The 26,045-nt window shown below is 66.5% G+C and carries 21 protein-coding genes; 8 read left to right on the top strand and 13 right to left on the bottom strand.

Annotated features, from left to right (window positions below; all coding sequences use genetic code 11):
- Positions 1 to 9: 9 nt before the first annotated feature.
- The 8 genes from GJ698_RS25715 to GJ698_RS25680 form a co-directional block, all read right to left on the bottom strand.
- Positions 10 to 1,065, bottom strand: a complete 1,056-nt coding sequence (locus GJ698_RS25715) for an ABC transporter substrate-binding protein (protein ID WP_154360715.1) — start codon at positions 1,063 to 1,065, stop codon at positions 10 to 12.
- 116 nt (positions 1,066 to 1,181) lie between these two features.
- Complete coding sequence (locus tag GJ698_RS25710; RefSeq protein WP_154360714.1) at positions 1,182 to 3,047, bottom strand: ABC transporter ATP-binding protein; 1,866 nt, start codon at positions 3,045 to 3,047, stop codon at positions 1,182 to 1,184.
- A complete protein-coding gene (locus GJ698_RS25705) occupies positions 3,040 to 4,845 on the bottom strand; it encodes an ABC transporter ATP-binding protein (RefSeq protein ID WP_208023880.1) in 1,806 nt (601 codons plus the stop codon). Before GJ698_RS25705 ends, GJ698_RS25710 begins: the two co-directional genes overlap by 8 nt.
- Positions 4,842 to 5,606 (bottom strand): ABC transporter ATP-binding protein, encoded by a 765-nt coding sequence (locus tag GJ698_RS25700; RefSeq protein WP_154360713.1) that lies wholly within the window; start codon positions 5,604 to 5,606, stop codon positions 4,842 to 4,844. Before GJ698_RS25700 ends, GJ698_RS25705 begins: the two co-directional genes overlap by 4 nt.
- 30 nt (positions 5,607 to 5,636) lie before the next feature.
- Entirely contained in the window at positions 5,637 to 6,458 is an 822-nt protein-coding gene (locus GJ698_RS25695; protein ID WP_154360712.1) for an ABC transporter permease, read from the bottom strand.
- Positions 6,455 to 7,498 carry an ABC transporter substrate-binding protein gene (locus GJ698_RS25690; protein ID WP_154360711.1) on the bottom strand — a complete coding sequence of 348 codons (1,044 nt, stop codon included), beginning with the start codon at positions 7,496 to 7,498 and terminating at the stop codon, positions 6,455 to 6,457. Before GJ698_RS25690 ends, GJ698_RS25695 begins: the two co-directional genes overlap by 4 nt.
- A 9-nt stretch (positions 7,499 to 7,507) precedes the next feature.
- A complete protein-coding gene (locus GJ698_RS25685; RefSeq protein ID WP_154360710.1) occupies positions 7,508 to 9,784 on the bottom strand; it encodes a TonB-dependent receptor in 2,277 nt (758 codons plus the stop codon).
- Between the two features lie 185 nt (positions 9,785 to 9,969).
- Positions 9,970 to 11,052 carry a sigma-54 interaction domain-containing protein gene (locus GJ698_RS25680; protein ID WP_154360709.1) on the bottom strand — a complete coding sequence of 361 codons (1,083 nt, stop codon included), beginning with the start codon at positions 11,050 to 11,052 and terminating at the stop codon, positions 9,970 to 9,972.
- A 250-nt stretch (positions 11,053 to 11,302) separates the two neighbouring features.
- Here GJ698_RS25680 and GJ698_RS25675 point away from each other — a divergent pair, with 250 nt between their 5' ends.
- On the top strand, positions 11,303 to 12,298 hold the full coding sequence (locus tag GJ698_RS25675) for an ABC transporter substrate-binding protein (RefSeq protein WP_154360708.1): 996 nt from the start codon (positions 11,303 to 11,305) through the stop codon (positions 12,296 to 12,298).
- Here the strand turns inward: GJ698_RS25675 and GJ698_RS25670 are convergent, their stop codons facing one another.
- From GJ698_RS25670 to GJ698_RS25655, 4 genes are read right to left on the bottom strand one after another with little or no spacing between them, the layout of a single operon-like run.
- Positions 12,299 to 13,882, bottom strand: a complete 1,584-nt coding sequence (locus GJ698_RS25670) for a methyl-accepting chemotaxis protein (RefSeq protein ID WP_154360707.1) — start codon at positions 13,880 to 13,882, stop codon at positions 12,299 to 12,301.
- A gap of 46 nt (positions 13,883 to 13,928) precedes the next feature.
- Positions 13,929 to 14,393 (bottom strand): DUF2269 family protein, encoded by a 465-nt coding sequence (locus tag GJ698_RS25665; protein WP_154360706.1) that lies wholly within the window; start codon positions 14,391 to 14,393, stop codon positions 13,929 to 13,931.
- Positions 14,393 to 15,652 carry an SDR family oxidoreductase gene (locus tag GJ698_RS25660; RefSeq protein WP_154360705.1) on the bottom strand — a complete coding sequence of 420 codons (1,260 nt, stop codon included), beginning with the start codon at positions 15,650 to 15,652 and terminating at the stop codon, positions 14,393 to 14,395. Before GJ698_RS25660 ends, GJ698_RS25665 begins: the two co-directional genes overlap by 1 nt.
- 52 nt (positions 15,653 to 15,704) lie before the next feature.
- A complete protein-coding gene (locus tag GJ698_RS25655; protein ID WP_154360704.1) occupies positions 15,705 to 16,232 on the bottom strand; it encodes a GbsR/MarR family transcriptional regulator in 528 nt (175 codons plus the stop codon).
- 143 nt (positions 16,233 to 16,375) lie between these two features.
- Between GJ698_RS25655 and GJ698_RS25650 the strand changes: the two genes are divergently transcribed.
- The gene (locus GJ698_RS25650) at positions 16,376 to 17,011 is read left to right on the top strand and encodes a TIGR02466 family protein (RefSeq protein WP_154360703.1); all 636 of its coding nucleotides are present in this window, start codon (positions 16,376 to 16,378) and stop codon (positions 17,009 to 17,011) included.
- Positions 17,012 to 17,013: 2 nt separating this feature from the next.
- Here the strand turns inward: GJ698_RS25650 and GJ698_RS25645 are convergent, their stop codons facing one another.
- Entirely contained in the window at positions 17,014 to 18,459 is a 1,446-nt protein-coding gene (locus tag GJ698_RS25645) for a MutS-related protein (RefSeq protein ID WP_154360702.1), read from the bottom strand.
- 170 nt (positions 18,460 to 18,629) lie between these two features.
- On the opposite strand from GJ698_RS25645, the gene GJ698_RS25640 reads away from it, so the two are divergent.
- From GJ698_RS25640 to GJ698_RS25615, 6 genes are read left to right on the top strand one after another with little or no spacing between them, the layout of a single operon-like run.
- A complete protein-coding gene (locus tag GJ698_RS25640; RefSeq protein ID WP_154360701.1) occupies positions 18,630 to 19,898 on the top strand; it encodes an efflux RND transporter periplasmic adaptor subunit in 1,269 nt (422 codons plus the stop codon).
- 19 nt (positions 19,899 to 19,917) lie between these two features.
- Complete coding sequence (locus GJ698_RS25635) at positions 19,918 to 20,631, top strand: ABC transporter ATP-binding protein (protein ID WP_154360700.1); 714 nt, start codon at positions 19,918 to 19,920, stop codon at positions 20,629 to 20,631.
- A 10-nt stretch (positions 20,632 to 20,641) separates the two neighbouring features.
- A complete protein-coding gene (locus GJ698_RS25630) occupies positions 20,642 to 21,955 on the top strand; it encodes an ABC transporter permease (RefSeq protein WP_154360699.1) in 1,314 nt (437 codons plus the stop codon).
- 12 nt (positions 21,956 to 21,967) lie between these two features.
- The gene (locus tag GJ698_RS25625; protein WP_154360698.1) at positions 21,968 to 23,203 is read left to right on the top strand and encodes an ABC transporter permease; all 1,236 of its coding nucleotides are present in this window, start codon (positions 21,968 to 21,970) and stop codon (positions 23,201 to 23,203) included.
- 50 nt (positions 23,204 to 23,253) lie between these two features.
- On the top strand, positions 23,254 to 24,609 hold the full coding sequence (locus GJ698_RS25620; protein WP_154360697.1) for a sigma-54-dependent transcriptional regulator: 1,356 nt from the start codon (positions 23,254 to 23,256) through the stop codon (positions 24,607 to 24,609).
- Positions 24,609 to 25,979, top strand: a complete 1,371-nt coding sequence (locus GJ698_RS25615) for a sensor histidine kinase (protein WP_154360696.1) — start codon at positions 24,609 to 24,611, stop codon at positions 25,977 to 25,979. The genes GJ698_RS25620 and GJ698_RS25615 overlap by 1 nt, the downstream gene beginning before the upstream one ends.
- Positions 25,980 to 26,045 lie beyond the last annotated feature (66 nt).

Here is a 26,045-nt window from a genome sequence, read left to right as displayed (position 1 = left end):
CCATTCCCCTTACGCGGCGCGCGCCGTCAGGTGCGCGTTGGCTTGCTCGTACGGGCCGACATCGATCCACTCGCGCACGTCGAACGTCGTCGGAATGAACTGCCAGCGATGCAGGAAGTCTGTAAAGTCCTGCAGGGCCACTATCGCACCTTCGTCGAAGTTGGTCCCCAGCCGCAGGTTCGCATCCTCACCATAGGCGCGGCGCACCCAGAAATCGTTGCTGTTGGTCTCGCGGGCCAGGAACTGGCGCGCTTCCAGCGGGTGCGCGCGTGCCCACTGGTCGGCGCGCAAAGTGGTTTCCACCAGCCGCACGGCGCTGTCGTAATGGTTGTCGAGCAGGTGCTGGTCCACCGTCAGCGTACGCGGCGTGCCATTGTTGGCGCGCACCAGCGGTTCCGGATGCGAGCCGGTGTCGATCACCACCTGCAGGCCGAAGTGGTGAACCAGCTGCGCCGCGTGCGCGCCCTTGAGGAAGATCGCATCGACTTCGCCGCGCAACAGGCCCACCAGCTCCGCGTTGCGCGAACCGCCACCGCCGGTACTGAGATCGGCCTTGCCGTCGATACGCACCACTGGTTCTTCGCTCGGGCGCCGTTCGATCACAAAATCGACCAATTCCACGTCCGACACTTCCAGACCGTCCAGGCGTAGCGCGTTTTCCAGCGCGCGCATCGCCTGCGCGCGCGCGAAATCGATCTGCACATTGCGCCACAACGGCAGCCCGAACTTGCGGCCCTTCAGATCGCGCACGCTGTTGATGCCGGAACCGGGCAAGGTGAGGATCAGCTGGATTTCATCGGCCCAAGACAGTCCCAGCACGCGGGTCTGGCGGCCGGCGGCGCGCGCCCAGATGGCGGGGATGTTGCCGCCATGACGGACCGAGTTTTGCAGCGTATGGTCGAAGTGCGATTCACGCACGGCCACGTCATCCGATTCCTGCAAGGACTTGATGGCGGTATGCTGCTGCGCAAACGCTTCTTCCAGCCAGCCGCGTTGCAGGGCGATGCCCAGTCCCGTCGGCACCGGGCAGCGGGTGTACCACAAAGTATCTAGTGCTTTGCTCATCATGCTCTCCTGGGTAGTATTCGGCTGGCCGGCGGCCATGCTCGTCTTCCTTGTTTTGCAAACTCCATGCCACGCAAATGGAGCGGTTTACCGGCCCATTTGCATGTTTTCCAGCGTCAGCCTGCTGCGCCAGCAACAGCCGGAACGCAGGCTGCTGGCACAGCAGCGCTGCGCTCATGGCTGGCGTACAGCTGCGCATACACCCCGTCCCGCGCCAGCAAGGCCTCGTGACCACCCAGCTCCTCCACCACGCCATGACGGATGACGGCGATGCGGTCGGCGTCGCGGATGGTCGCCAGCCGGTGCGCGATGACGATCGACGTGCGGCCTGCGCACAGCCGGCGCAGCGCGCGGCTGATGCGCCGTTCGCTGTGCATGTCCACCGCCGACGTGGCTTCATCCAAGACCAGCACCGCCGGATCGGCCAGGTAGGCGCGCACCAGGCACACCAGTTGCCGCTGGCCGTGGCTCAACCGCCGTCCCGAGGCGCCGACTTCGGTGTGGTAGCCGTGCGGCAACCGTTCCAGCACTTCGTCGGCGCCCAGGGCGCGCGCTGCCGCGATCAACGTGGCGTCGTCGGCGTCGGGCGCGGCCAGACGCAGGTTGTCGAGTATCGAACCGGTGAACAGCACGTTGTCCTGTAAGACCACGCCAATGTGGCGGCGCAGGTTGTGCTGTGTATAGTCGCGCACATCGACACCATCGAGCGCGATGCGGCCATTCTGCACGTCGTAGAAGCGCGTCAGCAGCTGCACCAGTGTGCTCTTGCCATGGCCGGTCGGGCCGACGATGGCCAGCATCTCGCCGGCGCGGATGCGCAGATCCAGTCCACGTATCACCGGTTCGCGCAGGTCGGCGCGGTAGGCAAAGCGCACCTGTTCGAAATCGACCTGGCCATTCACCCTGGCCGGTGCGCCGGCCTGCGGCCGGTCATGCACTTCGGGCACGGTGTCGAGCAGCAGGAAAATGCGGTCGGCCGACGCCATCCCCGCCGCGTGGCGCTCGAACAGGTCGCCCAGCTCCTGCAACGGTCCGAGGAACAGCACCACATAGAACAGGCTCTCGATGATCTGGCCGGCGCTGACATCGCCCTGCGCCAAACCGTGCGCACCGCTGAACAGCAGCAGTGCCATGGCCAGGTTGGACAGCAATCCGGTATAGGGCGCGAACCAGCCGGAAGTCACGCCGCCGCGTATCATCGAGGTGCTGAACAGTTTCAGCAGCGCCTGATAGCGCAGCAGGTTGGCCGCCTGCCGGCCGCTTTGCTGCAGCAGCTGCACGCCGGTGACGGTCTCCACCAGATGCGCGGTGTAGCCGCTGCGGTGCTCGGCCACCCGGGCCCAGTTGCTGCGCGTGACACGCCGGAACAGCCAGGTGCCGGCGGCCAGCGGTACGATCACGATGGCCAGGCTGGCAAACAACGGCGGCGCGATATGCCACAGCAGAACCCCGGCCAGCACGCAGCGCAGCACCACCGACAGCAGCTCCGGCGGCCCCTGGATCAGCAGCGGTTCCAGGCTGTCGATGTCGCGGTCCAGGCGCGACATGATGCGGCCCGCCTTGGCGCGGTCGAAGTACGACACGCTCAAGGCCTGCACATGGGTGAACGCCCGCACCCGCAAATCGTTCAGCACCGCGATGGCGGCGCTGCCGGCCTGGTAGCGCGCGGCGCCGGCCAGCGCAAAGCGCGCCACCCAGGTTGCGGCCAGCCCGGCGCCCAGCCATGACAGCAGCGGCCAGTCCAGCCGCCAGCCGCTGCCGTCGCGCAGCAGGCCATGATCGACCAGTTCGCGCACAAACCAGGGCCGCACGAAAATCGACGCCACCAGCAGGATTTCCAGCACGACCACGGCGGCGATGCGCACCCGTACGGGCCGCAGCAGCGGCAGCAGGCGTTGCAACGCGGCGCGGCGCAACAGCGGCTTGCCGGCCAGCGCTTCTTCGGTGGCGAGGTCGCTGGTGAGTGCTGCCGGTTTAGCCATGGGCCACCTCCTCGTCCATGCCCAGCAACTCGCGGTAGGCGCGATAGCCGCGCGCCAGCTGCGCATGGGTGCCGGTGGCGGCGATGCGGCCGCCATCCAGCAGCAGCACGCGGTCGGCATGCAGCACGGTGGACAGTTTGCTGGCGATCAGCAGCAGCGTCGGACGGCCGGCGGCGTCGCTGCGCAGCGCCTCCAGCACACGTCGTTCGGTGACGGCGTCCAGCGCGCTGGTGGCATCGTCGAGCACCAGCAGGTCGGGCGCCGCCAGCAAGGCGCGCGCCAGGCATAGCCGCTGCCGCTGGCCGCCGGACAGCGTCGCGCCACGCTCGCCCAGTTGCGTTTCCTGTCCATGTTCAAGGCCGGCGACGATATCGCCGGCGCTGGCCAGCCTCAGTGCGCGCTGCAGGTCGGCGTCGCTGGCATGCGGTGCGGCCAGGCGCAGATTGGCCGCCACCGTATCGGAAAACAGGAAGCTCTCCTGCGGCACCACATGCACGCGCCGCCGCAACGCCGCCAGATCCAGACTGGCGGCGTCTTGCCAACCGTCCGCACCGGCACCCAATTCCACCGTGCCGCTGTCCGGTTTCAGCAGGCGTGGCAGCAGGTGCGCCAGCATGCTTTTCCCGGCGCCGGTGGGACCGACCAGCGCCACCACTTCGCCGGGCGCCAGCGTCAGCGTGCAGTCGTCGAGTATCTGCTTGCCACCACCAGGCGCGCCCAGCGTCACCTGCGTGAGGCGGCACCCTAGTGGACCAGGCGGCAGCACGCCGGCACCGCCGCCGAGCGACAGCGGCGTGTCGAGCAGATCCCAGATGCGGCCGGCCGAGGAGCGGGCGTCGGACCAGGCCTGCATGGCGCTGCCCACGCCCTCCAGGCGGAACACCAGCATGGTCGCCAGCAGCAAGGCGGCGGTCAGCTGTCCCAGATCCAGCTGGCCGCGCGCGACCAGTTGTGCGCCGTACAGCATGATCCACACATGTCCCATCGCCACCACCGTCTGCGGCAGCGGCACGCGCGAACTGGCATACACCAGCGCGGCACGCGACTGCGCCGCAAACAAGGCCACCTCGCGCGCAAACCGTTCGCTGCGCTGGCGTTCCAGCACGAACGACTTGATCACGCGCACGCCGGTGACGCCTTCCGAAATGTCCTGGTTGACGCGGTCATAGGCGGCGCCGGTGGCGCGGTCCAGCACCACCAGATGGCCGGCCTGGTGCAGCAGCAGGGCCAGCGCCACGGCACTGAGCAGCAAGGGCACCAGGCCCAGCGCCGGGTGGTACCAGCTCAACAGGCCCGGCACCGCGACCAACACCAGCACCGTGTCGACGCCCTGGCGCCAGAAGGTAATCATGGCGTCGCGCACCTTGTCGGCGTCGCGCGTGGTGAGGCTGACCAGCTCCCCCATGCCGTGGCGCCAGTGATAGGCCAGCGGCAGCTGCTGGACCTGGTTGAAAATACGGGCGCGCAGCAATGTCAGCAAACGCTGGTTGCATTGTTGCGACGCCAGCGTCACCGCATACGCCAGCAGTGCGCGCGCCAGCGCCACGGCGCCCAGCACGGCCAGCCAACGCAGCGCCGGTGCATGATCCAGCGTGCCGTCGGCCAGCCGCAACACGGCCTTTCCTTGCGTGACATCGTGCACGGCAAGGCCAAGCAGCCATTGCTGGCACGCCAGGCCGGCATTGGCTGCCACGAATAGCAGCAAGGTGGCGCCCACCAGCAGCGGCATGGTGCGGTAGATGGCCAGGCAGCGCAGCAGCGGGTAGCGCCGCAGCGGCGCCGCGGCGGACACGCTCACGCTGCCTCCGTCACGCCCAGCGTACGCAACAACCTCGCCCGCAGCTGATCGAATTCGTGCGCGCCGCGCTGGCGCGGATGGTCCAGCGCAATGCGCTCATCCAGGATGGTGCGGCCGCCGCTCAGCACCAGCACCCGGTCGGCCAGCTGGATCGCCTCGTCCACATCGTGCGTCACCAGCAGCACGGCCGGACGGTGGCGTCGGCACAGCTGCGCCACCAGCGCCTGCATCTTGATGCGCGTGAGCGCGTCCAGCGCGGCAAACGGTTCGTCCAGCATCAGCAGCTGCGGCGCGCGCAGCAGCGCACGCGCCAGCGCCACGCGCTGCGCCTCGCCGCCGGACAGCGTCGCCGGCCAGGCATCGGCATGGCTGGCCAGTCCCACTTCTTCCAGCGCGGACAGGGCCGACTGGCGCTGCGACAGGTCCAGTCCCAGCAGCACATTGTCGATCACCCGCTTCGACTGCACCAGGCGCGGTTCCTGGAACACCACGGTGCGCCGTTCGGCCACCAGCACGCTGCCGCTGTCGACATCATCCAGCCCGGCCAGCATGCGCAGCAAGGTGGTCTTGCCGCTGCCGCTCTTGCCCAGCAGGGCGATGAATTCGCCCTGGCCGATGGCCAGGTCAAAGCCATCCAGCACCGCCTTGCCGTCGAAGACCTTGCGCGCGCCGCGCACCTGCGCGGCCAATGTCGACGCCGGCGCCGGCGCCGGCGCCGCCGCAGGACCGTCGGCCAGTCTCAGCTTGCTTAATACCGCCATATTATGTCCGTTCAAAAGTTCACCACGTTGTCAGGCTGCGCGCCACGGCATCAGCAGGCGCTCCAGCCGCCGCACCACCAGATCGGTGGCGAGGCCGAACAGCGCATAGATCACCACGCACACGATCAGGATTTCGGTCTTGAAGTATTCCTGCGCCTGCAGCATCAGGAAGCCGATGCCCTGCGTGGTGTTGATGACCTCCACGCCGATCAGTGCCAGCAACGCCATGGTGGTCGACAGCCGCAGGCCCACCATCAGCGACGGCAGCGCCGCCGGAAAGTAAATCTCGGCGATCAGGCGCCAGCGCGCCAGACCGAAGATGCGCGCCGCCTCGATGATCTTGGGATCGACATTACGCACGCCGCCATAGGCGTTCAGGTACATGGGCTTGGCCGCACCGGCGGCGATCAGCAGGATCTTGGACGACTCGCCGATGCCGAACCAGACGATCAGCAGCGGGATCAGCGCCAGGAAGGGCACGGCCCGTATCATCTGCATGGTCGGGTCGACCAGTTCCTCGGCCAGCCGCGACAGGCCGGCCAGGATGCCCAGGCACAGCCCGAAGCTGCCGCCCAGCAGCAGGCCCAGGCCGGCGCGCGTGAGCGACAGCGACAGGTGGTGCCACAGCACGCCCGAGCGCGCCAGCGACCAGGCGCTATCGAGCACCGTCCATGGCGGCGCCAGCACATTGCGCGGCAGCGCGCCGCTGGCCGAACCCAGGGTCCAGGCCAGCAGGATCAGCAGCGGCACCGACAGCCGCAGGAACAGGCTGCTGCGCGGCGAGCGTGGCCGCGCGTGGAGCGACGCCGGCGGCGCCAGCGTCACGTCGGCGTGGTCGATGGCCGCGCTCATTGCCGCACCACCCAGTCGTCCACCGAGAACGCGGCCTGCGCCACCTGGTGCTCCACGCGGAACGCCAGCAGCTTTTTCAGCGCCTCGGCGCCGGCATCGGAGATCGGCCGGTCTTCAAAGTCGATGCTGGAAGTCGCGCGCACCACGTCCAGCGGATAGCCGGTACTGTCGGCGCTCCAGCGGTAATAGGCTTCCGGGTCCTTGCGGATCGCATCGATGCCGGCCTTGAGGCCGCGCCAGAAAGCCGCTGCGAAGCGCGGATTGGCGGCCAGGAAGTCGGCGCGCGCCGAAATCACGCTGACCGTGCGGCCGGTCGCCGGTACGTCGCCCAGCTTGCCGACCAGGGTCAGGCCATAACGGTCCACCCACAGCTTGGCCACGGCGGCCGACGTCACGTAGGCGTCCAGCTGGTCGTTCTGCAGCGCCGGCAGCGCGGCGGACGACGGCAGCTGGGTATACGCCACGTCCTTCAGGTTCAGTCCCTGCGCGGCGGTCTGGAAGGCGTAGTCGAAGGTGGAGCCGAACAGCAGGCCAACACGCTTGCCGCCCAGCGCATCCAGCGTGGCCGGACCGCCCTTGCGGCCCACCACCCAGAAGCCGGACTGGGTGTCGCTCGGCGGCGTGACATACAGCGCGCGCTGCTGCTCGCCGCGTGCACGCGACAGTACGGCCGGCGAATCGCCGGTGCTGGCCAGTTCAGCCTGGCCGCTCATCATGCCCAGCAGCGCCGCCGCCGTGCGCTGGAAACCCACCACGCCGTCAAAGCGGAAGCCGTCGCGCGCCAGCTCACGCTGGAATACGCCGAGGTGAATCGCATAGCCCAGCGGGCCGGCGGTCTGCAGCTCCTTGCTGATTTTCTCCGGATTGCCGATGGCGGAGGCGGCGATGCGGAAGCCGACCGCTGGCGCCGCCGCAGCTGGCGCCGCGCCGGGACGCAGTGCCAGCCACAGCACGCCGCCCAGCAGCATGACGCCAACCGCGGCGGCACCGGCCCAGCGCAAGCTGCGGGGACGTGCGGTGGAATTCAAGATCTGGCCCATGACGGTTCCTTAAAAGCGGTAAGTGGCCGATACGCCGTAGGTGCGCGGCGCGCCATACGAATACAGGCCGGTGATCAGCGCCGTGTTGCGGTACACCTTGTCGGTGGCGTTGAGCACATAGGCGCGCAGCTCGTACTGCTGCTGCGGCGCCACATAGCCGGCGGACAGGTTGCCCAGCCAGTAGGCCTTCTCGGTCAGGAAGGCGCTGGTCTGGTCCACCGCGTTGAAGTAGGCCTTGCTGCGGTAGCCCCAGTCGGTATTGAACACCAGCGCGCCGCGGTTATTCAAGCGGTATTTGTACTCGGCCTGCACGTTGCCGATCACGCGCGGCACGCGGTTGAACCAGTTGCCGGCCGAGTTGTGCGTCAGCGTGTCCTGGAAGTCGGTGAACTCCGTGTGATTCAGGCCGAGATTGACCGCCAGCCGCAGATCCTTGACCGGCACCAGCGCCACTTCGATGTCGAGGCCTTTGACATCGCCGCCGCGCGCGTTGATGAAGGTCAGCACCTGCTGGCTCGGATTGAGCGGATTGAGGGTGGTGGCTTTCTGCTGGATGTCAGTATAGTCGTAGTAGAAGCCGGCCACGTTGACCTGCAGACGGTGCTGCCACCATTCGCTCTTCACGCCCAGCTCATATGACTTCAGATATTCCGGCTGGATGGTGGTGACCTGGCTTTGCGTGGTGGCGCCGGCGTTGAAGCTGCCGCCGTTGAAGCCTTTCGAGTAGCGGAAGTAGGCCCGCACATCCTCGCTGACCTGGTACGACGGCGTGATGTCGTAGGTGAAGGCCGACCAGGTTTTCGACGCATCCTGCGCCGCCGCCGTGCTCAGGCCGGCACCGAGGCTGGACGGCAGCCACCACTGCGCCACGTTGGTGTAGGCGACGCCGGCCGGCGCGGTGCGGTAGAGATAATCGATATCCTTCTTCTCGCTGGTTTCGCGCAGGCCCAGCGCCACGTCGACGCGGTCGCTGAACTTGTAGTCGGCGTTGCCGAACAAGGCGTAGCTGGTCGACTTGAGCGTGTAGTCGGTGGTGTTGTAGCTGCGCGCCTTGTTGCCGCCGCTGGCGGTGAGGGAGCCGGGCAGCACGCCGGTCTGCGAGCTGAAATCGAGCTTGCCGTCGAAGTAGTAGGCGCCCACCAGCCATGACAGCGGCCCGGTCTTCGGCGACGCCAGGCGCAGCTCCTGGCTGAACTGGTCGACCGCGAATACGGTGCGGCCGCGGCTCGATTCATAGGTCACCGAATCGGCGCTGGTCTGGCTGCGGTCGAATTTTTCATAGCCGGTGATGGAGGTCAGCGTCACGCCGCTGGCGAACTCCTTGTTCAAGGTCAGCGCCCCGCCCTTCTGCTTCAGATTATCGGTCGGCTCCACCAGCGCTGGAATATCGAAGCGGGTCTGGGTCGGCACGGTAGTGGTGCCGCTCAACAGCACCGGGCCGTCAAAGTCGCGGTAGTGAAGATTCAGCAGTGCGTCGAAGCTATTGGATATCTTCAGCAGGAACTGGGTGCGCAGCGCCAGGTCGCGCCACTTCTCGGTGCCGGGCACGAAGCTGTTCTGCGCGTAGCGATCCGACTCTTCGCGATGCACCGACACGCGCGCCGCCAGCACGTCCTCCTTCAGCGCGCCGCCAACCGCGCCTTCCACCAGGGTGCTGCCCTTGTCGCCGACGCTGGCCTTGAGGTAGCCGTCGTTGCTGAAGGTCGGCTTGCGCGAGATGAAGTTGATGGCGCCGCCGGTGGTGTTCTTGCCCCACAAGGTGCCTTGCGGCCCGCGCAGCACTTCCACCCGCTCCAGATCGAACAACGGGAAGCCGACGGTGGAGGCATTCCAGATATACACGTCGTCGAGATAGGTGCCGATCGGATTGGTGTTCCACACCGAAGCGTCGGACAGGCCGATGCCGCGGATATAAAATTTCGGACGGCCGTGGCCATCGGTGGTGTCGGCCGTCATGTTCGGCACAAAGCGGATGATGTCGCCGGCATTACGCACTTCACTGTTCTCCACCGTATCGCCGCCGATGACCGTCACCGCCGAGGCGATCGACTGCACATTGTCGCGCCGCTTCTCCGAGGTCACCACCACCCGCTGCAGCACCGCGCCATCTTCCTCGGCGTTGGCACTGGTCTTGGGCGCGCTGGCTTCAACTGCCGCCGACGGCACGTCATCAGCGGCCCAGGCCGGCGCGCCAAATGCGCCGAGCAGCGCCAGCGCCATGCAGTGCCGCTTGCCGCGTCGTGCCGTCAGATCATGTACCGCCTTGCCTGTTATTGCTGCTCTCATTGCCACTCCCGGTGATTTAAAAAGGACTTGTCGGGAGACTTGTTTGCAGGAAGCATGCCACCGCCTTGTAAACGGCAGAAAGCCTTTATTTACAAGGGAAAGACGCAACAATCGCTGCGCGGAATGATCATCGAAAAATCAGCACATTGCTGCCGCAGCAGCAGTGCATCAGCAACGGCGAGGCATTACAGCGCACCGCCAGCGCTGCCCTTGATGATGCCCAGGTCGGCCAGGCGCGCGCGCACAATGTTGCGGCTGAGGTTAAGCAGACGCGATGTCTGCAACTGGTTATGGCCACTGTATTCGTAGGCGCTGGCAAACACCTCACCCTCGATGGCTTGCCACAGGTCGGGATGGGGTTCGTCGAACAGGCGTAACAGCGCCTCGCGCAACGCCTGCTGCGGCGTGCTGGCGGCGGCCGGCGCCACTGCGCCACCGGCCGGCGCGCTGCCGGAAGACAGCTCGCCCAGCGACGAGAAATGCAGGTCGGTGGCCGTCACCTTGCCGCCACGGCTGATCAGCAGCGCATGGTGGATGACGTTTTCCAGTTCGCGGATATTGCCGGGCCACGAGTAGCGCTTCAGGCGCAGCAAGGCTTCCGCTTCCAGCACCGGGGCGGCGATGCGCAGGCGTTTGCTGTACAGGTCGATGAAGTGGCGCGTCAGCGGCGCGATGTCGTCGGCACGCTCGCGCAACGGCAGCAGCACCAGCTTGGCGACGTTCAAACGGTAATACAGGTCTTCGCGAAAATGCCCGGCGCGCACCGCCTCTTCCAGCCGCACATTGGTGGCGGCCACCAGCCGCACGTCGATCTTCACCGGCTTGCGCGATCCGACCCGCACCACCTCGCGCTCCTGCACCACGCGCAGCAGCTTGACCTGCGCCGCCGGCGGCAGATCGCCCACTTCATCGAGGAACAAGGTGCCCCCGCTGGCGGCCTCGAACCAGCCGGCGCGGCTTTCCAGCGCGCCGGTAAAGGCGCCGCGCTCGTGGCCAAACAGCTCGCTCTCGATCAGCGTTTCGGAAAAGGCGCCGCAGTTGACGGCGATGAAAGGACGCTCGGCCCGCTCCGACAGGCTATGCACCAGGCGCGCGATCAGTTCCTTGCCGGTGCCGCTTTCGCCGGTTACCAACACCGTGGCATCGCTGGGCGCGATCAGCCGGATGCGCTCCAGCAGCACCTTGGACGCGGCGTCCTCAAACGCGAGCGCCTTGGCGCGGATCGAGATCGCGTGATGGGCGGGATTGGGTAAGCTGAGCACCTCCATGGCGGACTTTCAATGGCATCATGAGCTGTTCAAGTTAACATGACAGCCGCCATGATGGAAGCGACGGTTTTGCATAAGAATAGAAAGAATCCAACTGCCCGCAGCCCGCCTGCTGCCCTGGACGCAAAAAGCTGGTGATCCGTTGCTGCTGGCGCAGCAGCCCGGCGCGCCCCACGACACGGATGCGCGCGCCGAGCCTTGGCATGGCTCTTGCAGGCGATGGACGGATCAAAAACACGGACCGCTCCTCATGACTCAAGCCCTTCCCCAATTCTGGTACGAGCGCTCGCCGGTACCCACGCCACTCAGCATCGCCGTGCATCTCGGCTGGCTCAATGGCGAGCCATCGGCCGACGGCGTGGCGATCCGCTCGCTGCGCACGCGCCAGCCGATGGCCGACGCCACGCAGCAATTGGAATACATGTTGAGTCACGCCTTCCGCCAGGGCAGCAGCGCGCCGGCCCTGTGGGCGCGTGCACGCGGCGCCGACACGCGGGTGATCGGCCTGACGTGGACCGACGAAGTGCAGCAGATCGTCACCCTGCAACAGTCGCACATCCGCACCATCGGCGACCTGCGCGGGCAGCGCATCGCCATCCCGCGCTGCGACGCCGACCAGATCGACATGTTCCGCGCCACCACCCTGCGCGGCGTACTCAATGCCCTGAGCCTGGAAGGTCTGGATGACGGCGATGTCACGCTGGTGGAGGTGGCGCGCGACCAGCGGCGGCTTTACCTGGCCGAAGCCCACGCGCTGCTGGCGGGACAGGTCGACGCCATCTACGTGCGCGGTTCGGCAGGGCTGGAGATTGCGCAGATGCTGAATGCGCTGGTGGTGGCCGACATCGGCTTTCATCCCGATCCGGCGATCCGCAACAATAACGGCACGCCGCGCCCGCTGACGGTCAGCGGTGCGACGCTGCGCGAATTTCCCGATATTGTCAGCGGCTTCCTGCAACTGGTGGTCGATGCCGGCAACTGGGCGGCGTCGCATCCGCTGGAGACCATCCGCTATATCGCCAACGAAACCGGCTCGGCGCCACAGCTGGTGCGGGCCGCCTACGGCCCGCAGTTGCACCGCAAGCTGCGCGTCGATCTGGCGCCCGAATCGCTGGCGGGGCTGGCCTCATTCAACGACTTCCTGCTGGCGCGCGGCTTCCTGGATAACAGCGTGGACATCGCGCAGTGGGTGGACCACCGTCCGTTGCAGGAATTGCGGACGGCGCCCAGCCTGCACTCGGCCTGATCAGCGCAGCGCCAGCTGCCGGCCCGGTGCGCTGTCGTTGATCTTGAACACGCTAACCGTCTGCTGCAACTCGCTGGCCTGATCCTGCAGCGACTGCGTAGCGGCGGCGGCTTCTTCCACCAGCGCGGCATTCTGCTGCGTGACCTGGTCCATCTGCGCCACCGCCTGGTTGACCTGGTCGATGCCCTCGCTCTGCTCGCGGCTGGCGTTGGCGATTTCGCCGACGATCTGCGTCACCTGGTGCACGTTGCCGACCAGCGTGGTCATCGTCGTGCCGGCCTGCTCCACCAGCGTGGTGCCGAGCTGGATCTTGTGCACCGAGTCGTCGATCAGCACCTTGATTTCCTTGGCCGCCGCCGCCGAACGCTGGGCCAGATTGCGCACCTCGGTGGCCACCACCGCGAAACCGCGTCCCTGCTCGCCGGCGCGCGCCGCTTCCACCGCCGCGTTGAGCGCCAGGATATTGGTCTGGAAGGCGATACCGTCGATCACGCTGGTGATGTCCACGATCTTGCGCGAGGCGTCGTTGATGTCGTTCATGGTGCTAACCACCTGGGTCATCACCTTGCCGCCCTGCGCCGCCGTGCTGGACGCACCTTCCACCAGCGAGCGCGCATGCTGGGCGTTGTCGGAGTTCTGCTTGACGGTGCTGGTCAGCTCCTCGATCGAGGCGGCGGTTTCCTCCAGCGAGCTGGCCTGCGTCTCGGTGCGCGACGACAGTTCCATATTGCCCGCCGCCAGTTCCTGCGAACCGGTGTTGATGATGTCGGCGCCATTGCGCACGCGCGACACGGTCGACAGCAAATCGCCCTGCATGCGCTGGATCGCCTTCAGCAGGCGCTGGATTTCATTGTCGCCGTTGGCTTCGATATGGGCGGTGAGGTCGCCGCTGGCCACCCGGTCCAGCTGACTGACGGCCCCTTCCAGCGGCAGCAGCACGGTGGAGCGCAGCATCAGGTGGGTGCCGAACACCACGCCCAGCGCGATCAGCAGGCCCAGCGCCACCAGCCACATGACGATGGTGTATTCGCTGGCGCGCTTGCTGGCCAGTTCGTTGATCTGCTCATCGCCCAGCTTCTGGAATTTTTCCAGCGACGCCGAGAACGCCGCGCCGACCGGCGTCAGCTCCTTGGAATTGATGGCCGAGTAGGCGGCCGTGTCATCTTTGGCCAGCGCCTCGAAGGCGCGGTCCAGCACCGCCGACAGCTTGCGGCCGGAATCGACCAGGTCTTTCTTGAGCTGGTCATCCTGGCCGGGGAAAGCCGGCGCCTTCTCGAACTTGTCGAGGAAGTCCAGCGTGCGCTGGTAGGATTTTTTGCCGTTGGTCAGCGCGGAGTCGCGGTCGGCCTTGTTGTCGTTTTCCTTCAGCGCCGCGTAGCCGCGCGTCAGCGCCGAGCGGGTGCGGGTGGTGTCCTTGTAGGCGTCGTTGATGGTAATGATCTGCGTCGAGATGGTATGCACCTGCGCAATCGACTGGTTGGACTGTTGCAAGGCAAAGATGCCCAGTCCCGCGCCAGCCAGCAACATCACTGTAAACAACACCAGCACGCCCAGCAGGCTTGCCCGCACCGTGACCTTATTCATGTCGCCTCCAAATTGGATGTTTCTAAATAGAAACACTATACCAAAATCATACTGGCTTGTGCACCATCAGCCAATATACGGCCAGTAGCGCCACAAAGGCGGGAACGCCGAGCGCGGTCCAGATTTTTTCATGACGCCAGTAGCGCGCTGGCAACGGCGCCGCATCGCGCGCGGCCTGCTGCGCCATGTCGCGCATGCGCAGCTGCAGCCACACCACCGGCAGCCAGCAGGCGCCGGCCAGCAGATACAGCGCGATCGACCAGACGATCCAGCTTGAACTGAACGGAAAACCGGCCAGGTGTATCATCCACAGCCCGGACAGAGGCTGGATGACGATCGACGGCGTGGTGAACCACCAGTCCGCGCGCGCCACCAGCCGCGTCACCACCGCGATGGCGGCGACGTTGCGCGTGCGGTTGGTGAAGAACATGTAAAACGCCGTGCCGAAGCCGGTGCCGAACATCGCCGTGGCCGACAGGATATGCAGCCATTTGATCGCCAGGTAGTCCATTATCTGCTCGCTCTCCACATCAGGAACATCAACGCCAGCAAGGGCAGGTTCTTGCTCAAGGGACCGAACGGATGGAGCCAGAAGGCCGGCAGGAACGCGCTCATGGCCGCCGTATAGCCGCCCACCAGCGCCAGCTGCGCCGCCCACAACCAGCGGCGCAGACGCAGCAACAGCAGCAGGCCGATCGCCGCGTCGGCCAGACTCGCGGCCAGCAGCACCGGCTCCTGAGCGGCTGCCGGCACGCCGCACGCCGCCAGCCACGTGCGGCTTTCCGCATGGGGCCAGCCGAACCACGACACGGCGGCGGTCCACAGCCACAGGGCCGCCATGGCCAGCGTGATCAGCGTGCCGGCCCACGCCCACACTGCGACGATGCGCTGCGCCGCTTGGGCAAAGCCGGCCGGATCGCGCAGCGGACGGCCCAGCAGGGCGGCGGCGGCGCTGGCGTCCGCCGTATTGCTGCCGTCGGCGCTCAGTTCCAGCATCAGCAGCGACTCCGGCGTCAGCGCGCTCGATGGTATCAGCGCCGCCACGCGCGCCACGATGCGCGCGACCGGCATCGGCAACGCCAGCACCAGCGCCGGCGCGGCCTGCATGCCGCGCCGCAGATCGTCCAGGTAGCCGGCCATGGTGGATGCGCGCGGCCCGACCACGGCCAGCTCGCGCGGCGGCGCCTGTTCCGCCGTCACCAGCTTGACGATGGCAGCCGCCAGGTCGTCCACGTGCACCGGCTGCACCCTGGCGCGATGCGCCATCGGCATCATCAGCGCCGGCAGCGTGGCCAGCATGCGGAACATCACGCTGCTGGCGCCCTCCTCGCCATACACCAGCGACGGCCGGATGATGGACAGCTCCAGATCGCGCGCCAGCAGATCGGCTTCGGCCGCGCCCTTGCTGCGCCAGTAGCCGGTGGCCGCATCGGGATGGCTGCCCAGCGCCGACACCTGCACCACGCGCCGCACGCCGAGCCGCTCGCAGGCGGCGAACAGCGCCACCGGCGCCGCGCGGTGCAGGCGGTCGAAATCGCCGTCGCGGCTTTCGCGGATGATGCCGACGCAGTTGACCACCGCATCGAAACCGGCCAGCAGCGGCAGCCAGTCGCGCTCCGCCGTCATGCCGCCGAAGTCCGCCTCCAGCCAATCGCGCTCGCCTTCGGGACGGCGACGGCTCAGGCCCGTCACCGCGCAACCGGCGCCGCGCAGGGCCTGCAAGGCATGGCTGCCGATCAAACCTGTGGCGCCGAGTATCAGGATTTTCATACCGCCTCCGTCTGTTATTTCTGTCGAAACAGAAATTATTGGTCAAATTTTTTTAGTCGCCGCCCAGCAGACGCGCCACCTTGCCGCCCATTTTCAGGAAGCGCTGCATGGTGGCCGGCGGCAAATGCTTGTAGTCGTCGTAGGTCGTGGTCAGCATTTCCAGGAAGGCCAGCACCTGCTCCATCTTGACCTTGGTGGCCTGCTCCAGCTGCGGATCGCTCTCGGCCTCCACCGCGCAGGCGCGCAGCACGGTCAGCGTCGGATCGATCTCGCGCTTCTTGCGCTCCTCGACGATGACGCGGAAGATCTCCCATACGTCCTGCAAGGCCAGGAAGTGGTCGCGGCGGTCGCCGGCCATGTGGGTGATGCGCACCAGGCCCCAGCTTTGCAGCTCCTTCAGGCTGTTGCTGACGTTCGAGCGCGCCACATTCAGCGTCTCGGCGATTTCCTCGGCGTTCAGCGGCTGGTTGGCCAGGAACAGCAGCGCGTGGATCTGCGCCACCGTGCGGTTCACGCCCCAGCGCGCGCCCATCTCGCCCCAGTGCAGGATGTATTTCTGGATGGTCGGCGTCAGTTCCATGATTTTCTCTAATTTCTGTCAATACAGAAATATTAGGCCGGGTTTTCGTTAAAGTCAACGCAAGTCTTTACACTGTTTTACCCGCCCGGTCATTGACGCTGCCCGCGCGCGGGCCGACTATTCAAGTTTGGTCGACGCTCTCCATGTCCACATCCGAACTTACCGTGCACAAGCTGTTCAGCACACCGCTTTTGCTAACCAACGTCGACGAGGCGGCGCACATCAACCAGGCACTGCTGGCGCATTTCCTGCCCAAGGCCAATCAGGAATCCGGCCGCAAGCACACCAACCTCGGCGGCTGGCAGTCGGACGACGACTTCCAGTTATCCGAACTGCCGGCGGCGCAAGAACTGTGCAGGATCGTTAGCGGCGTGGTGCAATCCGCCACGGCGGTGCTGACGCCGGGCGGGCTGGTGGAAGCATCGCTGCCGATGCGCGTGAACGCCTGGGTCAACGTCAATCCGCCCGGCGCCAGCAATGCCCTGCACGGCCACGCCGGCGCCTTCTGGTCGGCCGTGTACTACGTCGATGACGGCGACGCCGGCGGCGACAACGGCGGCGAACTATTCTTCCACGATCCGCGCGGCCTGCTGCCGGCCATGCACGACCCGCTGCTGCGCTTCCGCATCGAAGGCTGCGTCACCGCCGGCTACACCGAAAAGATCACGCCGCAATCGGGACTGCTGGTGGTGTTTCCATCCTGGCTGCTGCATGCGGTCGATCCTTTCCACGGCAACCGGCCGCGCGTGTCGGTCGCCTTCAATTTCGGCACGCCCTGAATCTATAGCGACAATTCATGCGCCAGCAGCCGCGCATGGATGCTGCCGGCCCTGGCGACAACGGCCGCGTCGAAACCGCGCTCGGTCAGCAGCGCCAGGCCGTTGGTATCCTGCAGCAGGCCGGGCGCCAGCTGCCAGCGGCCGTCGCGGCGGCTGACGCACCACGGCCGCAGGCAATCCGACAGCAAGGAGGCCAGCACCAGATGGTGCGACGCCACCACCACCCGCCCCTGCCGCGCCAGCGTGTGCAGCACCGCGCCGGCCGCCGATACCGACTCCAGATAATTCGTGCCGCGGAAAATCTCGTCGACGATGAAGATGGCCGGCCGTTGCGCGGCCAATGCCAGCAGCTCCTGCCCGCGCCGCAGTTCGGCCATGTAGAAGCTTTCGCCGTTGTCCATCGTGTCTTCGTTCTGCATGCTGGTATAGACCGGTTGCAGCGGCGTGACCGCGCGCGCCGCGTAGCAGAAGCCGAAGGCCCGCGCCGTGATCAGGTTCAGCCCTATCGTGCGCAACAGCGTGCTTTTGCCGATGCCGTTCTGGCCGGAGATGAACACGCCCTGCTTCGCCATGCCGAAGGTCAGCGGCGCGGCATCTTCCAGCAGCGGATGCACGACGTCGTCCAGCGCCACCTCGTCGCCCTGCTCCGCCCAGCAGTGCAGCGGCGCCTGCGACAGGTGGCGCGCCAGCGCCAGGTCCGCATCCAGCGCCGCCACGCGTTCAAAGCTCGACCGCAGGAAGCTGATATTGGTGCGCACCACGTCGCGGCTGCGGAAGTAATGGCGCACGTTTTGCAGGAACATCCAGTCGGCGTAGTCGCGCGCGCCCGGCAGCTCCGCCAGCAGCGAGCGACTCAGGCGGTGGTTGAGCGCCGCCGCAGCAGCGCTGTCTTCCCACGCCAGCAAGCCGTGCGCGCGCAGCATCAGCTGGGTGCCGTGCAGGATGCGCTCCCATTCCTGCACCGCGTCGTAATGGCGCGCCTGTATCCCGCACAACGTCAGGAACAGGGCCAGCACCACGATCCACATCCACATCCACAGCCAGTTCATGGCCAGCGCCAGCGCGGCCGACAGCAGGAGCGCCGGCGCCAGCCAGCCCAGTGCCGGCAGCCAGCGCGGCGACGCCGGCAGTTCGGCGCCAAACAAGGTCTCGCTGATTTCGCGGTCGGCGCCGCGCAGGCAGCTGTTGATGGCCGTCAGGCGCTGGCGTTGTCCGTCGTCCGCGAGCAGCGCCCGGACGCGGGCGGACGATGCGCTCACGTCTTCGTCCGCATGCAGCCGCCGGTGCAGTTCCTGCTGGCCGAAGATGCTGGTCTCGCGCGCCAGCTGCGCGCTATAGGCGGGCAGCAGCAGATCGTCCCAGGTTTGCCTGTCCAGCATGGTGTCCGCGTCGGACAGGGTGCGACGGTACAGGGCGACGTCGCTGGGCACAAAGGGATAATCGTTCATACGCCGGCAGATGGCGCAGATTGCCGTTTTTTCAAGTCCGGCCGGACAAGGCGGACAAACCGGACGCTCGCGGACAGCGGACACACGCGAACTATTCCCTATAAATCAACGACTTAGCATCTGGCACGCTTTCTGCATAACGTTGCGTATCCATACACAGCAAAGCCATCATGATACGTGACACCTCCAGCCAAGACGCCGTCATCGCCGCGCCCAAGGGCCAGGCCACCAGGCGCCGCCTGATCATCGCCGCCGGCGCCCTCGTGCTGCTGGCCGTGGGCGGCTACCTGTTCCACACCTGGCGCGACACCGACCATTCGGTCAACGTCTCGCGCCTGCGCATCGCCGAAGTGGGCCGCGGCACGCTAATCCGCGACGCCGCCGTCAACGGCCGCATCGTCGCCGCCGTCAGCCCGACGCTGTATGCACCGTCGCTGGCCACCGTCACGCTGCAAACCCATGCCGGCGACACCGTCAAAAAAGGCCAGGTACTGGCGGTCCTGGAATCGCCAGACCTGTCCGACGCATTGAAGAAGGAGCAGGCCGCCTACGCCCAGATCGAAGCCGACGTGGCGCGCCAGCGCATCCTGGCGCGCAAGCAGAAGCTGCTGGCGCAGCGCGACGCCGACACCGCCGAAATCGAGCGCCTGTCCGCCCAGCGCACGCTGGAGCGCTACGACGCCGTCTCCAACGAAGGCATCATCGCCAAGATCGAATACCAGAAGGCCAAGGACGCGCTGAACTCCGCCGCCATCCGCGCCAAGCACGCCGATCAGGCGTCGGCGCTGGAAAGCGACAACGTGGCGCTGGAGCTGGAATCGAAGATCAAGCAGCTGGAGCAGCAACGCAGCACGCTGTCCAACGCCCAGCGCCGCGTCGACGAACTGACGGTGCGCGCGCCGGTCGATGGCTTCATCGGCACGCTGTCGGTGGCCAACCGCAGCGTGGTGCCGGCCAATACGCCGCTGATGACGCTGGTAGACCTGTCGCGCCTGGAAGTGGAGCTGGAAGTGCCGGAGACCTATGTGTCCGACCTTGGCCTGGGCATGACGGCGGAAGTGAACTACGGTTCCGGCACCACCACCGGCAAGCTGTCGGCGCTGTCGCCGGAAGTGGTGAAGAACCAGGTGCTGGCGCGCGTGCGCTTCAACGGCGAGCAGCCGGCCGGCCTGCGCCAGAGCCAGCGCATCACCGCGCGTTTGCTGATCGACGAAAAGCGCGACGTGCTGATGGTGCAGCGCGGCCCGTTCCTCGAATCCGAAGGCGGCCGTTACGCCTACGTGGTGCGCGACGGCACCGCCATCCGCACACCGGTCAAGCTGGGCGCCACCAGCGTCTCCTCCGTGGAAATCCTCGGCGGGCTGAAACCTGGCGACAAAATTGTTATCTCCGGCACCGAAACCTTTGAGAACGCCGAACGCGTCTCGATCAATCAATAACTTCTTCTAGAGGCCCATTATGCTGCGCATGAAAAACCTGAGCAAAGTGTACCGCACCCACATGATCGAAACCCACGCGCTGCGCGGCTTCGAGATCGATGTCCAGCAAGGCGAATTTGTCACCGTGACCGGTCCATCCGGTTCCGGCAAGACCAGCTTCCTCAACATCGCCGGCCTGCTGGAGGAGTTCACCGACGGCGAGTACGTGCTCGATGGCGTCAACGTCAAGGGCATGGACGACAACGCCCGCTCGCGCCTGCGCAACGAAAAGCTGGGCTTCATCTTCCAGGGCTTCAACCTGATTCCCGACCTGTCGCTGTTCGATAACGTCGACGTGCCGCTGCGCTACCGCGGCTTCAACACCGCCGAGCGCAAGGAACGCATCGAGGATGCGCTGGCCAAGGTCGGCCTGGCCTCGCGCATGAAGCACTACCCGGCCGAGCTGTCCGGCGGCCAGCAGCAGCGCGTGGCGATCGCGCGCGCGCTGGCCGGTTCGCCGAAACTGCTGCTGGCCGACGAACCGACCGGTAACCTGGACACGCAGATGGCGCGCGGCGTCATGGAGCTGCTGGAAGAGATCAACGCCGCCGGCACCACCATCCTGATGGTGACCCACGATCCGGAACTGGCGGTGCGCACCCAGCGCAACGTCCACATCATCGACGGCCAGGTATCCGACCTGGTGCGCAAGTCGCCGTCGCTGAGCACCGTCGGCCACGCCGCCCAAGCGTAAGGAGCGCAGCATGTTCCAATACTATTTCCTGCTCGGCGCGCGCAGCCTGCGCCGCAACCCCGCGCTGACCGCGCTGATGGTGCTGACGCTGGCCATCGGCGTGGCCGCCAGCGTGGCCACGCTGACCATCCTGCACGTCATGTCCGGCAATCCGATCCCGTCCAAGAGCGACCGCCTGTTCGTGCCGCAGTTCGACAACGGCCCGATCGAAAGCTACAAGCCGGGCGACAAGGCGAACGACGAGCAGCTGACCTACCGCGACGCCGTCAACTTCATGAACAGCAAGGCCGGCGAGCGCCGCACCGCGGTGTTCGGCGTCGGCATGGCGCTGGAACCGGAGCGCAAGGATCTGGGCGTGTTCATTGTGCGCGGCACCGCCACCGGCGGCGACTACTTCAATATGTTCGAGGCGCCGTTCATGCGCGGCCAGGGCTGGGCGCCGGAGGCCGACCAGCGCGGCGACGACGTCACGGTCCTTAGCCGCAAGCTAGCGGAAAAACTGTTCGGCGACGCCGATCCGGTGGGTCGCCGCGTGCGCATGGGCGGCTTCGATTACCAGGTGGTCGGCGTGCTGAATACCTGGGACGTGCTGCCGCGCTACCAGCGCCTGCTGGGCTCCGAGAGCTTCTTCGGCGACGAGGACGAGTTCTACATCCCGTTCGCCACCGCCATCCGCCACCAGATCGACCGCAACGGCAGCGTCGGCTGCACCGGCAATGTGGAACCGGGCTACCAGGGCTTCCTCGATTCGGAATGCACCTGGATCCAGTTCTGGTTCGAGACCGCCAGCGCGCGCGATCGCGACGCCCTGCAGAGCTACCTGGACAGCTACACCGCCGAACAGCGCAAGCTGGGCCGCCTGAAACGCAACTCGCCCAACAAGCTGTACGACGTGATGGAGTGGCTGGAATTTAACAAGGTGGTCGACAACGACAACAAGCTGTCGGTGTGGCTGTCGTTCGGCTTCCTGCTGATTTGCCTGGTCAACACCATCGGCCTGCTGCTGGCGAAATTCTCGGTACGCGCCAGTGAGGTTGGCATCCGCCGCGCGCTGGGCGCCTCGCGTCGCGAGATCTTCACCCAATTCCTGATCGAGACCACGGTGGTCGGCCTGGTCGGCGGCGTGCTCGGACTGCTGCTGGCGTTCGGCGCGCTGGCGCTGATCGCGATGCAGTCGAAAGCCCTGGCCACGGTGGCGCAGATGGACTGGGTCATGCTGCTGACCACCTTTGCGCTGGCGATCGTCTCGGCCGTCGTGGCCGGCCTGCTGCCGACCTGGCGCGCCTGCCAAGTGACGCCGGCGCTGCAACTCAAATCCCAATAAGCGAGAGCCATCATGGAAATCCGTCCTATCCTGTCCGCGCTGCTGCGCAATAAAACCGGGCCGATCCTGGTCGCGGTGCAGGTGGCCCTCAGCCTGGCCATCCTGTCCAACGCCATCTACATCGTGCAGAATCGCGCGGCCATGTCGGCGCGCACCAGCGGCATCGCCGACGAAGCCGATGTGTTCAACATCCAGGTGCGCCACCTCAAGGTGCTGCCGCACGAGGCCAGCCTGGCCAGCCAGCACGGCGAAATCGCCACCATCCGCTCAGTGCCAGGCGTGCTGTCGGTGGCCCAGACCAGCCAGATGCCGCTGAGCCGTTCCGGCAACAACACCGGCCTGGCCACCGACCGCAAGCAAGTCAATTCGGTGACGCTCGGCTCGACCTACTACAGCGCCGAATCGCTGGTCAAGACCTGGGGCCTGCAACTGGTGGAAGGGCGCGACTTCCTGCCCAATGAGCTGATCGAAATCGACAACAACACCAGCAAGGAATTCCCCAAGGCCACCATCATCACCCGCGTGCTGGGCGAAAAGCTGTGGCCCGGCGCCACCAGCTTTGTCGGCAAGGAGCTGCTGAACGGCACCGGCAGCGACGCCAACCCGCTGCGCGTGGTGGGCGTGGTCGAGAAGCTGCAAACGCCGTGGGCGCAGATCGACGGCCGCGGCGAGCAATCATTCATCGTGCCGATGCGCAGCACCGGCGAGGCCGGCTACGGCTACACGGCGCGCGCCGAACCGGGCCAGCTGGACCGCGTGATCAAGGAAACCGAAGCCGCGCTGCGCGCCGCCTCGCCGGAGCCGATCGTGGTCCGCATCAAGCCGATGACGGAACTGCGCAAAACACGCTACCGCGCCGACCTGGCGCTGGCCTGGATGCTGGTCACCGTCAGCGTGCTGCTGTTGCTGATCACCGCCAGCGGCATCGTCGGCATGGCCAGCCTGTGGGTAACGCAGCGCCGCAAGCAGATCGGCGTCCGCCGCGCCCTCGGCGCGCGTCGGATCGACATCCTGCGCTACTTCATCACCGAGAACGTGCTGATCACCAGCGCCGGCATCGGCGCCGGCGTGCTGCTGGCGCTGGGCCTGAACCAGCTGATCGTCAGCAAACTGGAAATGGCGCGCCTGCCGGCCAGCTACCTGGTGGGCGGATCGCTGATCTTCTGGGCGCTGGGCGTCATCGCGGTGTACGGTCCGGCATGGCGCGCGGCCAGCATTTCACCGGCCACCGCCACCCGCACCGCGTGAGCGGAGCATTCGGAGTACAGGGCATGACGCGACAATGTTATGCTTGCGGCATGCCTACTGTACTCATCATCGACGACAACGCCGCCGTTTCCGTGGCCCTGGACGTGCTGTTCTCATTGCACGGCATCGAAGCGCTGCGCGCCGCTTCGCCCGAAGCCGGCCTGGCCCTGCTGGAACAACACAGCGTGGACCTGGTCCTGCAGGACATGAACTTCACCGCCGACACCACCTCGGGCGAGGAAGGCACGGCGCTGTTCCGCGCCATCCGCGACCGCCACCCGGACCTGCCGGTGATCCTGCTCACCGCCTGGACCCACCTGGATGCGGCGGTGGACCTGATCAAGGCCGGCGCCGCCGACTACCTGGCCAAGCCGTGGGACGACAACAAGCTGATCGCCACGGTCAACAACCTGATCGAACTGGGACAGGCCAAGCGCGCCTTGCAGCAGCGCGTGCAGGCGGAACTGCGCCAGCGCCGCGAACTGGAAAACGGCCATGACCTGCGCGGCATGGTGTACCAGGACCCGGCCACCGAACGCGTGATCCACCTGGCCTGCCAGGTGGCGCGCGCCGACGTGGCGGTGCTGATCTCCGGCCCCAACGGCACCGGCAAGGAACGCATCGCCGAAATCATCCAGGCCAATTCCTCGGTGCGCGACGGCCCGTTCGTGGTGCTCAACTGCGGCGCCATTCCGTCGGAACTGATCGAGGCCGAATTGTTCGGCGCCGACGCCGGGGCCTATACCGGCGCCGCCAAGGCGCGCGAGGGCAAGTTCGAAGCGGCCGACGGCGGCACGCTGTTCCTCGACGAAATCGGCAACCTGCCGCTGGCCGGACAAATGAAACTGCTGCGGGTGCTGGAGACCGGCCGCTTCGAGCGCCTCGGTTCCAACCGCGAGCGCCAGGTCAAGGTGCGCGTGGTCAGCGCCACCAACGCCGACCTGCAGGCCATGATACGCGCCGGCACCTTCCGCGAAGACCTGTTCTACCGCCTGAACGTGATCGAACTGCGCCTGCCGCCGCTGGCGGCGCGGCCGCTCGACATCCTGCCGCTGGCCATGCACTTCCTCGGCGCCCATCCACGCCTCCAGCTGCATGCAGACGCGCAGGCCGCGTTGCTGGCGCATCCGTGGCCGGGCAATGTGCGCGAACTGAAAAACGTCATGATGCGCGCCGGCCTGCTGGCCAGCGGCGACATCATCAAGGTCTCCGACCTCGGCCTGCCGGCCGCACCATCGCCGGGCACGCCCACCGCCGACGACGGCAGCCGCGAACCGGACCGCGACGCCATCAGCCTGGCGCTGAGCCGCGCCGGCGGCGTGGTGGCGCAGGCGGCGGCGGAACTGGGCCTGTCGCGCCAGGCGCTGTACCGCCGCATGGAACGGCTGGGCATCGTCCGTCCGTGATGGCGCGCGAAGAACCGCCGCAACAGGAAGGACGCCAGCCGCGTGGCCTGCGCCTTTCGCTGCTGACGCGCTGGACCGCGCTGATCGGCACGCTGCTGACGGTCGGCATCCTGATCGCGCTGGAGCTGACGCGCGTATTCCCCAATAATTCCAGCCTGGTGCTGGCGATCTGCCTGCTGTGCGTGCTGCCGATCTCCATCATCACCATCCGCGCCGAGCTGGAACGCATGCTGTCGCTGTTCCGCGCGCTGACCGGCACCGTCACCAGCTACCAGGACGGCGATTTTTCCTTCAGCCTGCACTGGCCGCAGAACGATGAACTGAGCGACCTGGTGGCCGCGCACAACAAGCTGGGCGACGTGCTGCGCACCCAGCGCCTGGACCTGGTGCAGCGCGAACTGCTGCTCGACACCATGGTGCAGAACACGCCGGTGGCGATGCTGCTGATCAGCGAGTCCGGCCCCATCGTCTACGCCAACGTCGCCGCGCGCCAGCTGCTGCACGAAGGCCGCCGGCTGGAAGGCCACAAGCTGGACGAGGTGCTGGCCAAGGTGTCGCCGGCGCTGCTGGAAGCCCTGGCGCGCGGCGGCGACGGCCTGTTCACCACCAAGGCGGCCGGCGCCGACGTCGAGGAAGAAGACGTCTACCACCTGGCGCGCCGCACTTTCAAGCTGAATGGCCGCAATCACGAACTGCTGCTGCTGCGCCAGCTGACGATGGAGCTGCGCCGGCAGGAAGTGCAGACGTGGAAAAAAGTCATCCGCGTCATCAGCCACGAACTGAATAACTCGCTGGCGCCACTGACCTCGCTGGCGCATTCCGGCGCGGAGCTGGTGCGGCGCGGCCAGACCGAACGCCTGCCGCAGATCCTGGCGACGATAGAGGAGCGCACGCGCCACCTGGAGAGCTTCATCCTCGGCTACGCGCGCTTCGCCAAGCTGCCGGCGCCACGGCTGGAAACCCAGCACTGGCAAGCCTTCCTGACGCATCTGGGTGAACAGGTGGTGTTCCAGCTGATCGGCGAACCGCCGGCCGAACCATGCGCTTTCGATCCGGCCCAGCTGGAACAGGCGCTGTTGAATTTGCTGAAGAACGCCCACGAATCCGGCTCCCCCGCCGACCAGGTCTGCCTGGAAGTGCGCCGCCTGTACGACGCGGTCCGCATCGACGTGCTGGATCGCGGCCCCGGCATGAGCGAAACGGTGCTGACCAACGCCCTGGTGCCGTTCTACTCCACGAAACGCAGCGGCACCGGCTTGGGCTTGGCCCTGGCGCGCGAAATCACCGAAGCCCACGGTGGCCGCATCACCTTGACCAACCGCGAAGGCGGCGGGTTGACAGTCACCATGATGCTGCCGCTGATAGGCTGAAGGGCCGGCGGCTCTGTTACTCCGCAAGGCGGCGAACCAGGCCGGAGGGTTGCAGCGAGGCTCAAT

The organism is Duganella aquatilis, from assembly GCF_009674565.1.
Lineage (GTDB): Bacteria > Pseudomonadota > Gammaproteobacteria > Burkholderiales > Burkholderiaceae_D > Rugamonas > Rugamonas aquatilis.
This window is presented reverse-complemented; position numbering and strand designations above follow the sequence as displayed.

What these genes read in the sequence shown, in the direction of transcription:
- GJ698_RS25615 (WP_154360696.1), top strand. Translation starts at nt 24,609, where the DNA reads ATGGCGCGCGAAGAACCGCCGCAACAGGAAGGACGCCAGCCGCGTGGC.
- GJ698_RS25650 (WP_154360703.1), top strand. Translation starts at nt 16,376, where the DNA reads ATGTCCACATCCGAACTTACCGTGCACAAGCTGTTCAGCACACCGCTT.
- GJ698_RS25620 (WP_154360697.1), top strand. Translation starts at nt 23,254, where the DNA reads ATGCCTACTGTACTCATCATCGACGACAACGCCGCCGTTTCCGTGGCC.
- GJ698_RS25645 (WP_154360702.1), bottom strand. Translation starts at nt 18,459, where the DNA reads ATGAACGATTATCCCTTTGTGCCCAGCGACGTCGCCCTGTACCGTCGC.
- GJ698_RS25630 (WP_154360699.1), top strand. Translation starts at nt 20,642, where the DNA reads ATGTTCCAATACTATTTCCTGCTCGGCGCGCGCAGCCTGCGCCGCAAC.
- GJ698_RS25665 (WP_154360706.1), bottom strand. Translation starts at nt 14,393, where the DNA reads ATGGACTACCTGGCGATCAAATGGCTGCATATCCTGTCGGCCACGGCG.
- GJ698_RS25640 (WP_154360701.1), top strand. Translation starts at nt 18,630, where the DNA reads ATGATACGTGACACCTCCAGCCAAGACGCCGTCATCGCCGCGCCCAAG.
- GJ698_RS25635 (WP_154360700.1), top strand. Translation starts at nt 19,918, where the DNA reads ATGCTGCGCATGAAAAACCTGAGCAAAGTGTACCGCACCCACATGATC.
- GJ698_RS25625 (WP_154360698.1), top strand. Translation starts at nt 21,968, where the DNA reads ATGGAAATCCGTCCTATCCTGTCCGCGCTGCTGCGCAATAAAACCGGG.
- GJ698_RS25660 (WP_154360705.1), bottom strand. Translation starts at nt 15,652, where the DNA reads ATGAAAATCCTGATACTCGGCGCCACAGGTTTGATCGGCAGCCATGCC.
- GJ698_RS25700 (WP_154360713.1), bottom strand. Translation starts at nt 5,606, where the DNA reads ATGGCGGTATTAAGCAAGCTGAGACTGGCCGACGGTCCTGCGGCGGCG.
- GJ698_RS25675 (WP_154360708.1), top strand. Translation starts at nt 11,303, where the DNA reads ATGACTCAAGCCCTTCCCCAATTCTGGTACGAGCGCTCGCCGGTACCC.
- GJ698_RS25715 (WP_154360715.1), bottom strand. Translation starts at nt 1,065, where the DNA reads ATGAGCAAAGCACTAGATACTTTGTGGTACACCCGCTGCCCGGTGCCG.
- GJ698_RS25655 (WP_154360704.1), bottom strand. Translation starts at nt 16,232, where the DNA reads ATGGAACTGACGCCGACCATCCAGAAATACATCCTGCACTGGGGCGAG.
- GJ698_RS25690 (WP_154360711.1), bottom strand. Translation starts at nt 7,498, where the DNA reads ATGGGCCAGATCTTGAATTCCACCGCACGTCCCCGCAGCTTGCGCTGG.
- GJ698_RS25710 (WP_154360714.1), bottom strand. Translation starts at nt 3,047, where the DNA reads ATGGCTAAACCGGCAGCACTCACCAGCGACCTCGCCACCGAAGAAGCG.
- GJ698_RS25695 (WP_154360712.1), bottom strand. Translation starts at nt 6,458, where the DNA reads ATGAGCGCGGCCATCGACCACGCCGACGTGACGCTGGCGCCGCCGGCG.
- GJ698_RS25680 (WP_154360709.1), bottom strand. Translation starts at nt 11,052, where the DNA reads ATGGAGGTGCTCAGCTTACCCAATCCCGCCCATCACGCGATCTCGATC.
- GJ698_RS25685 (WP_154360710.1), bottom strand. Translation starts at nt 9,784, where the DNA reads ATGAGAGCAGCAATAACAGGCAAGGCGGTACATGATCTGACGGCACGA.
- GJ698_RS25670 (WP_154360707.1), bottom strand. Translation starts at nt 13,882, where the DNA reads ATGAATAAGGTCACGGTGCGGGCAAGCCTGCTGGGCGTGCTGGTGTTG.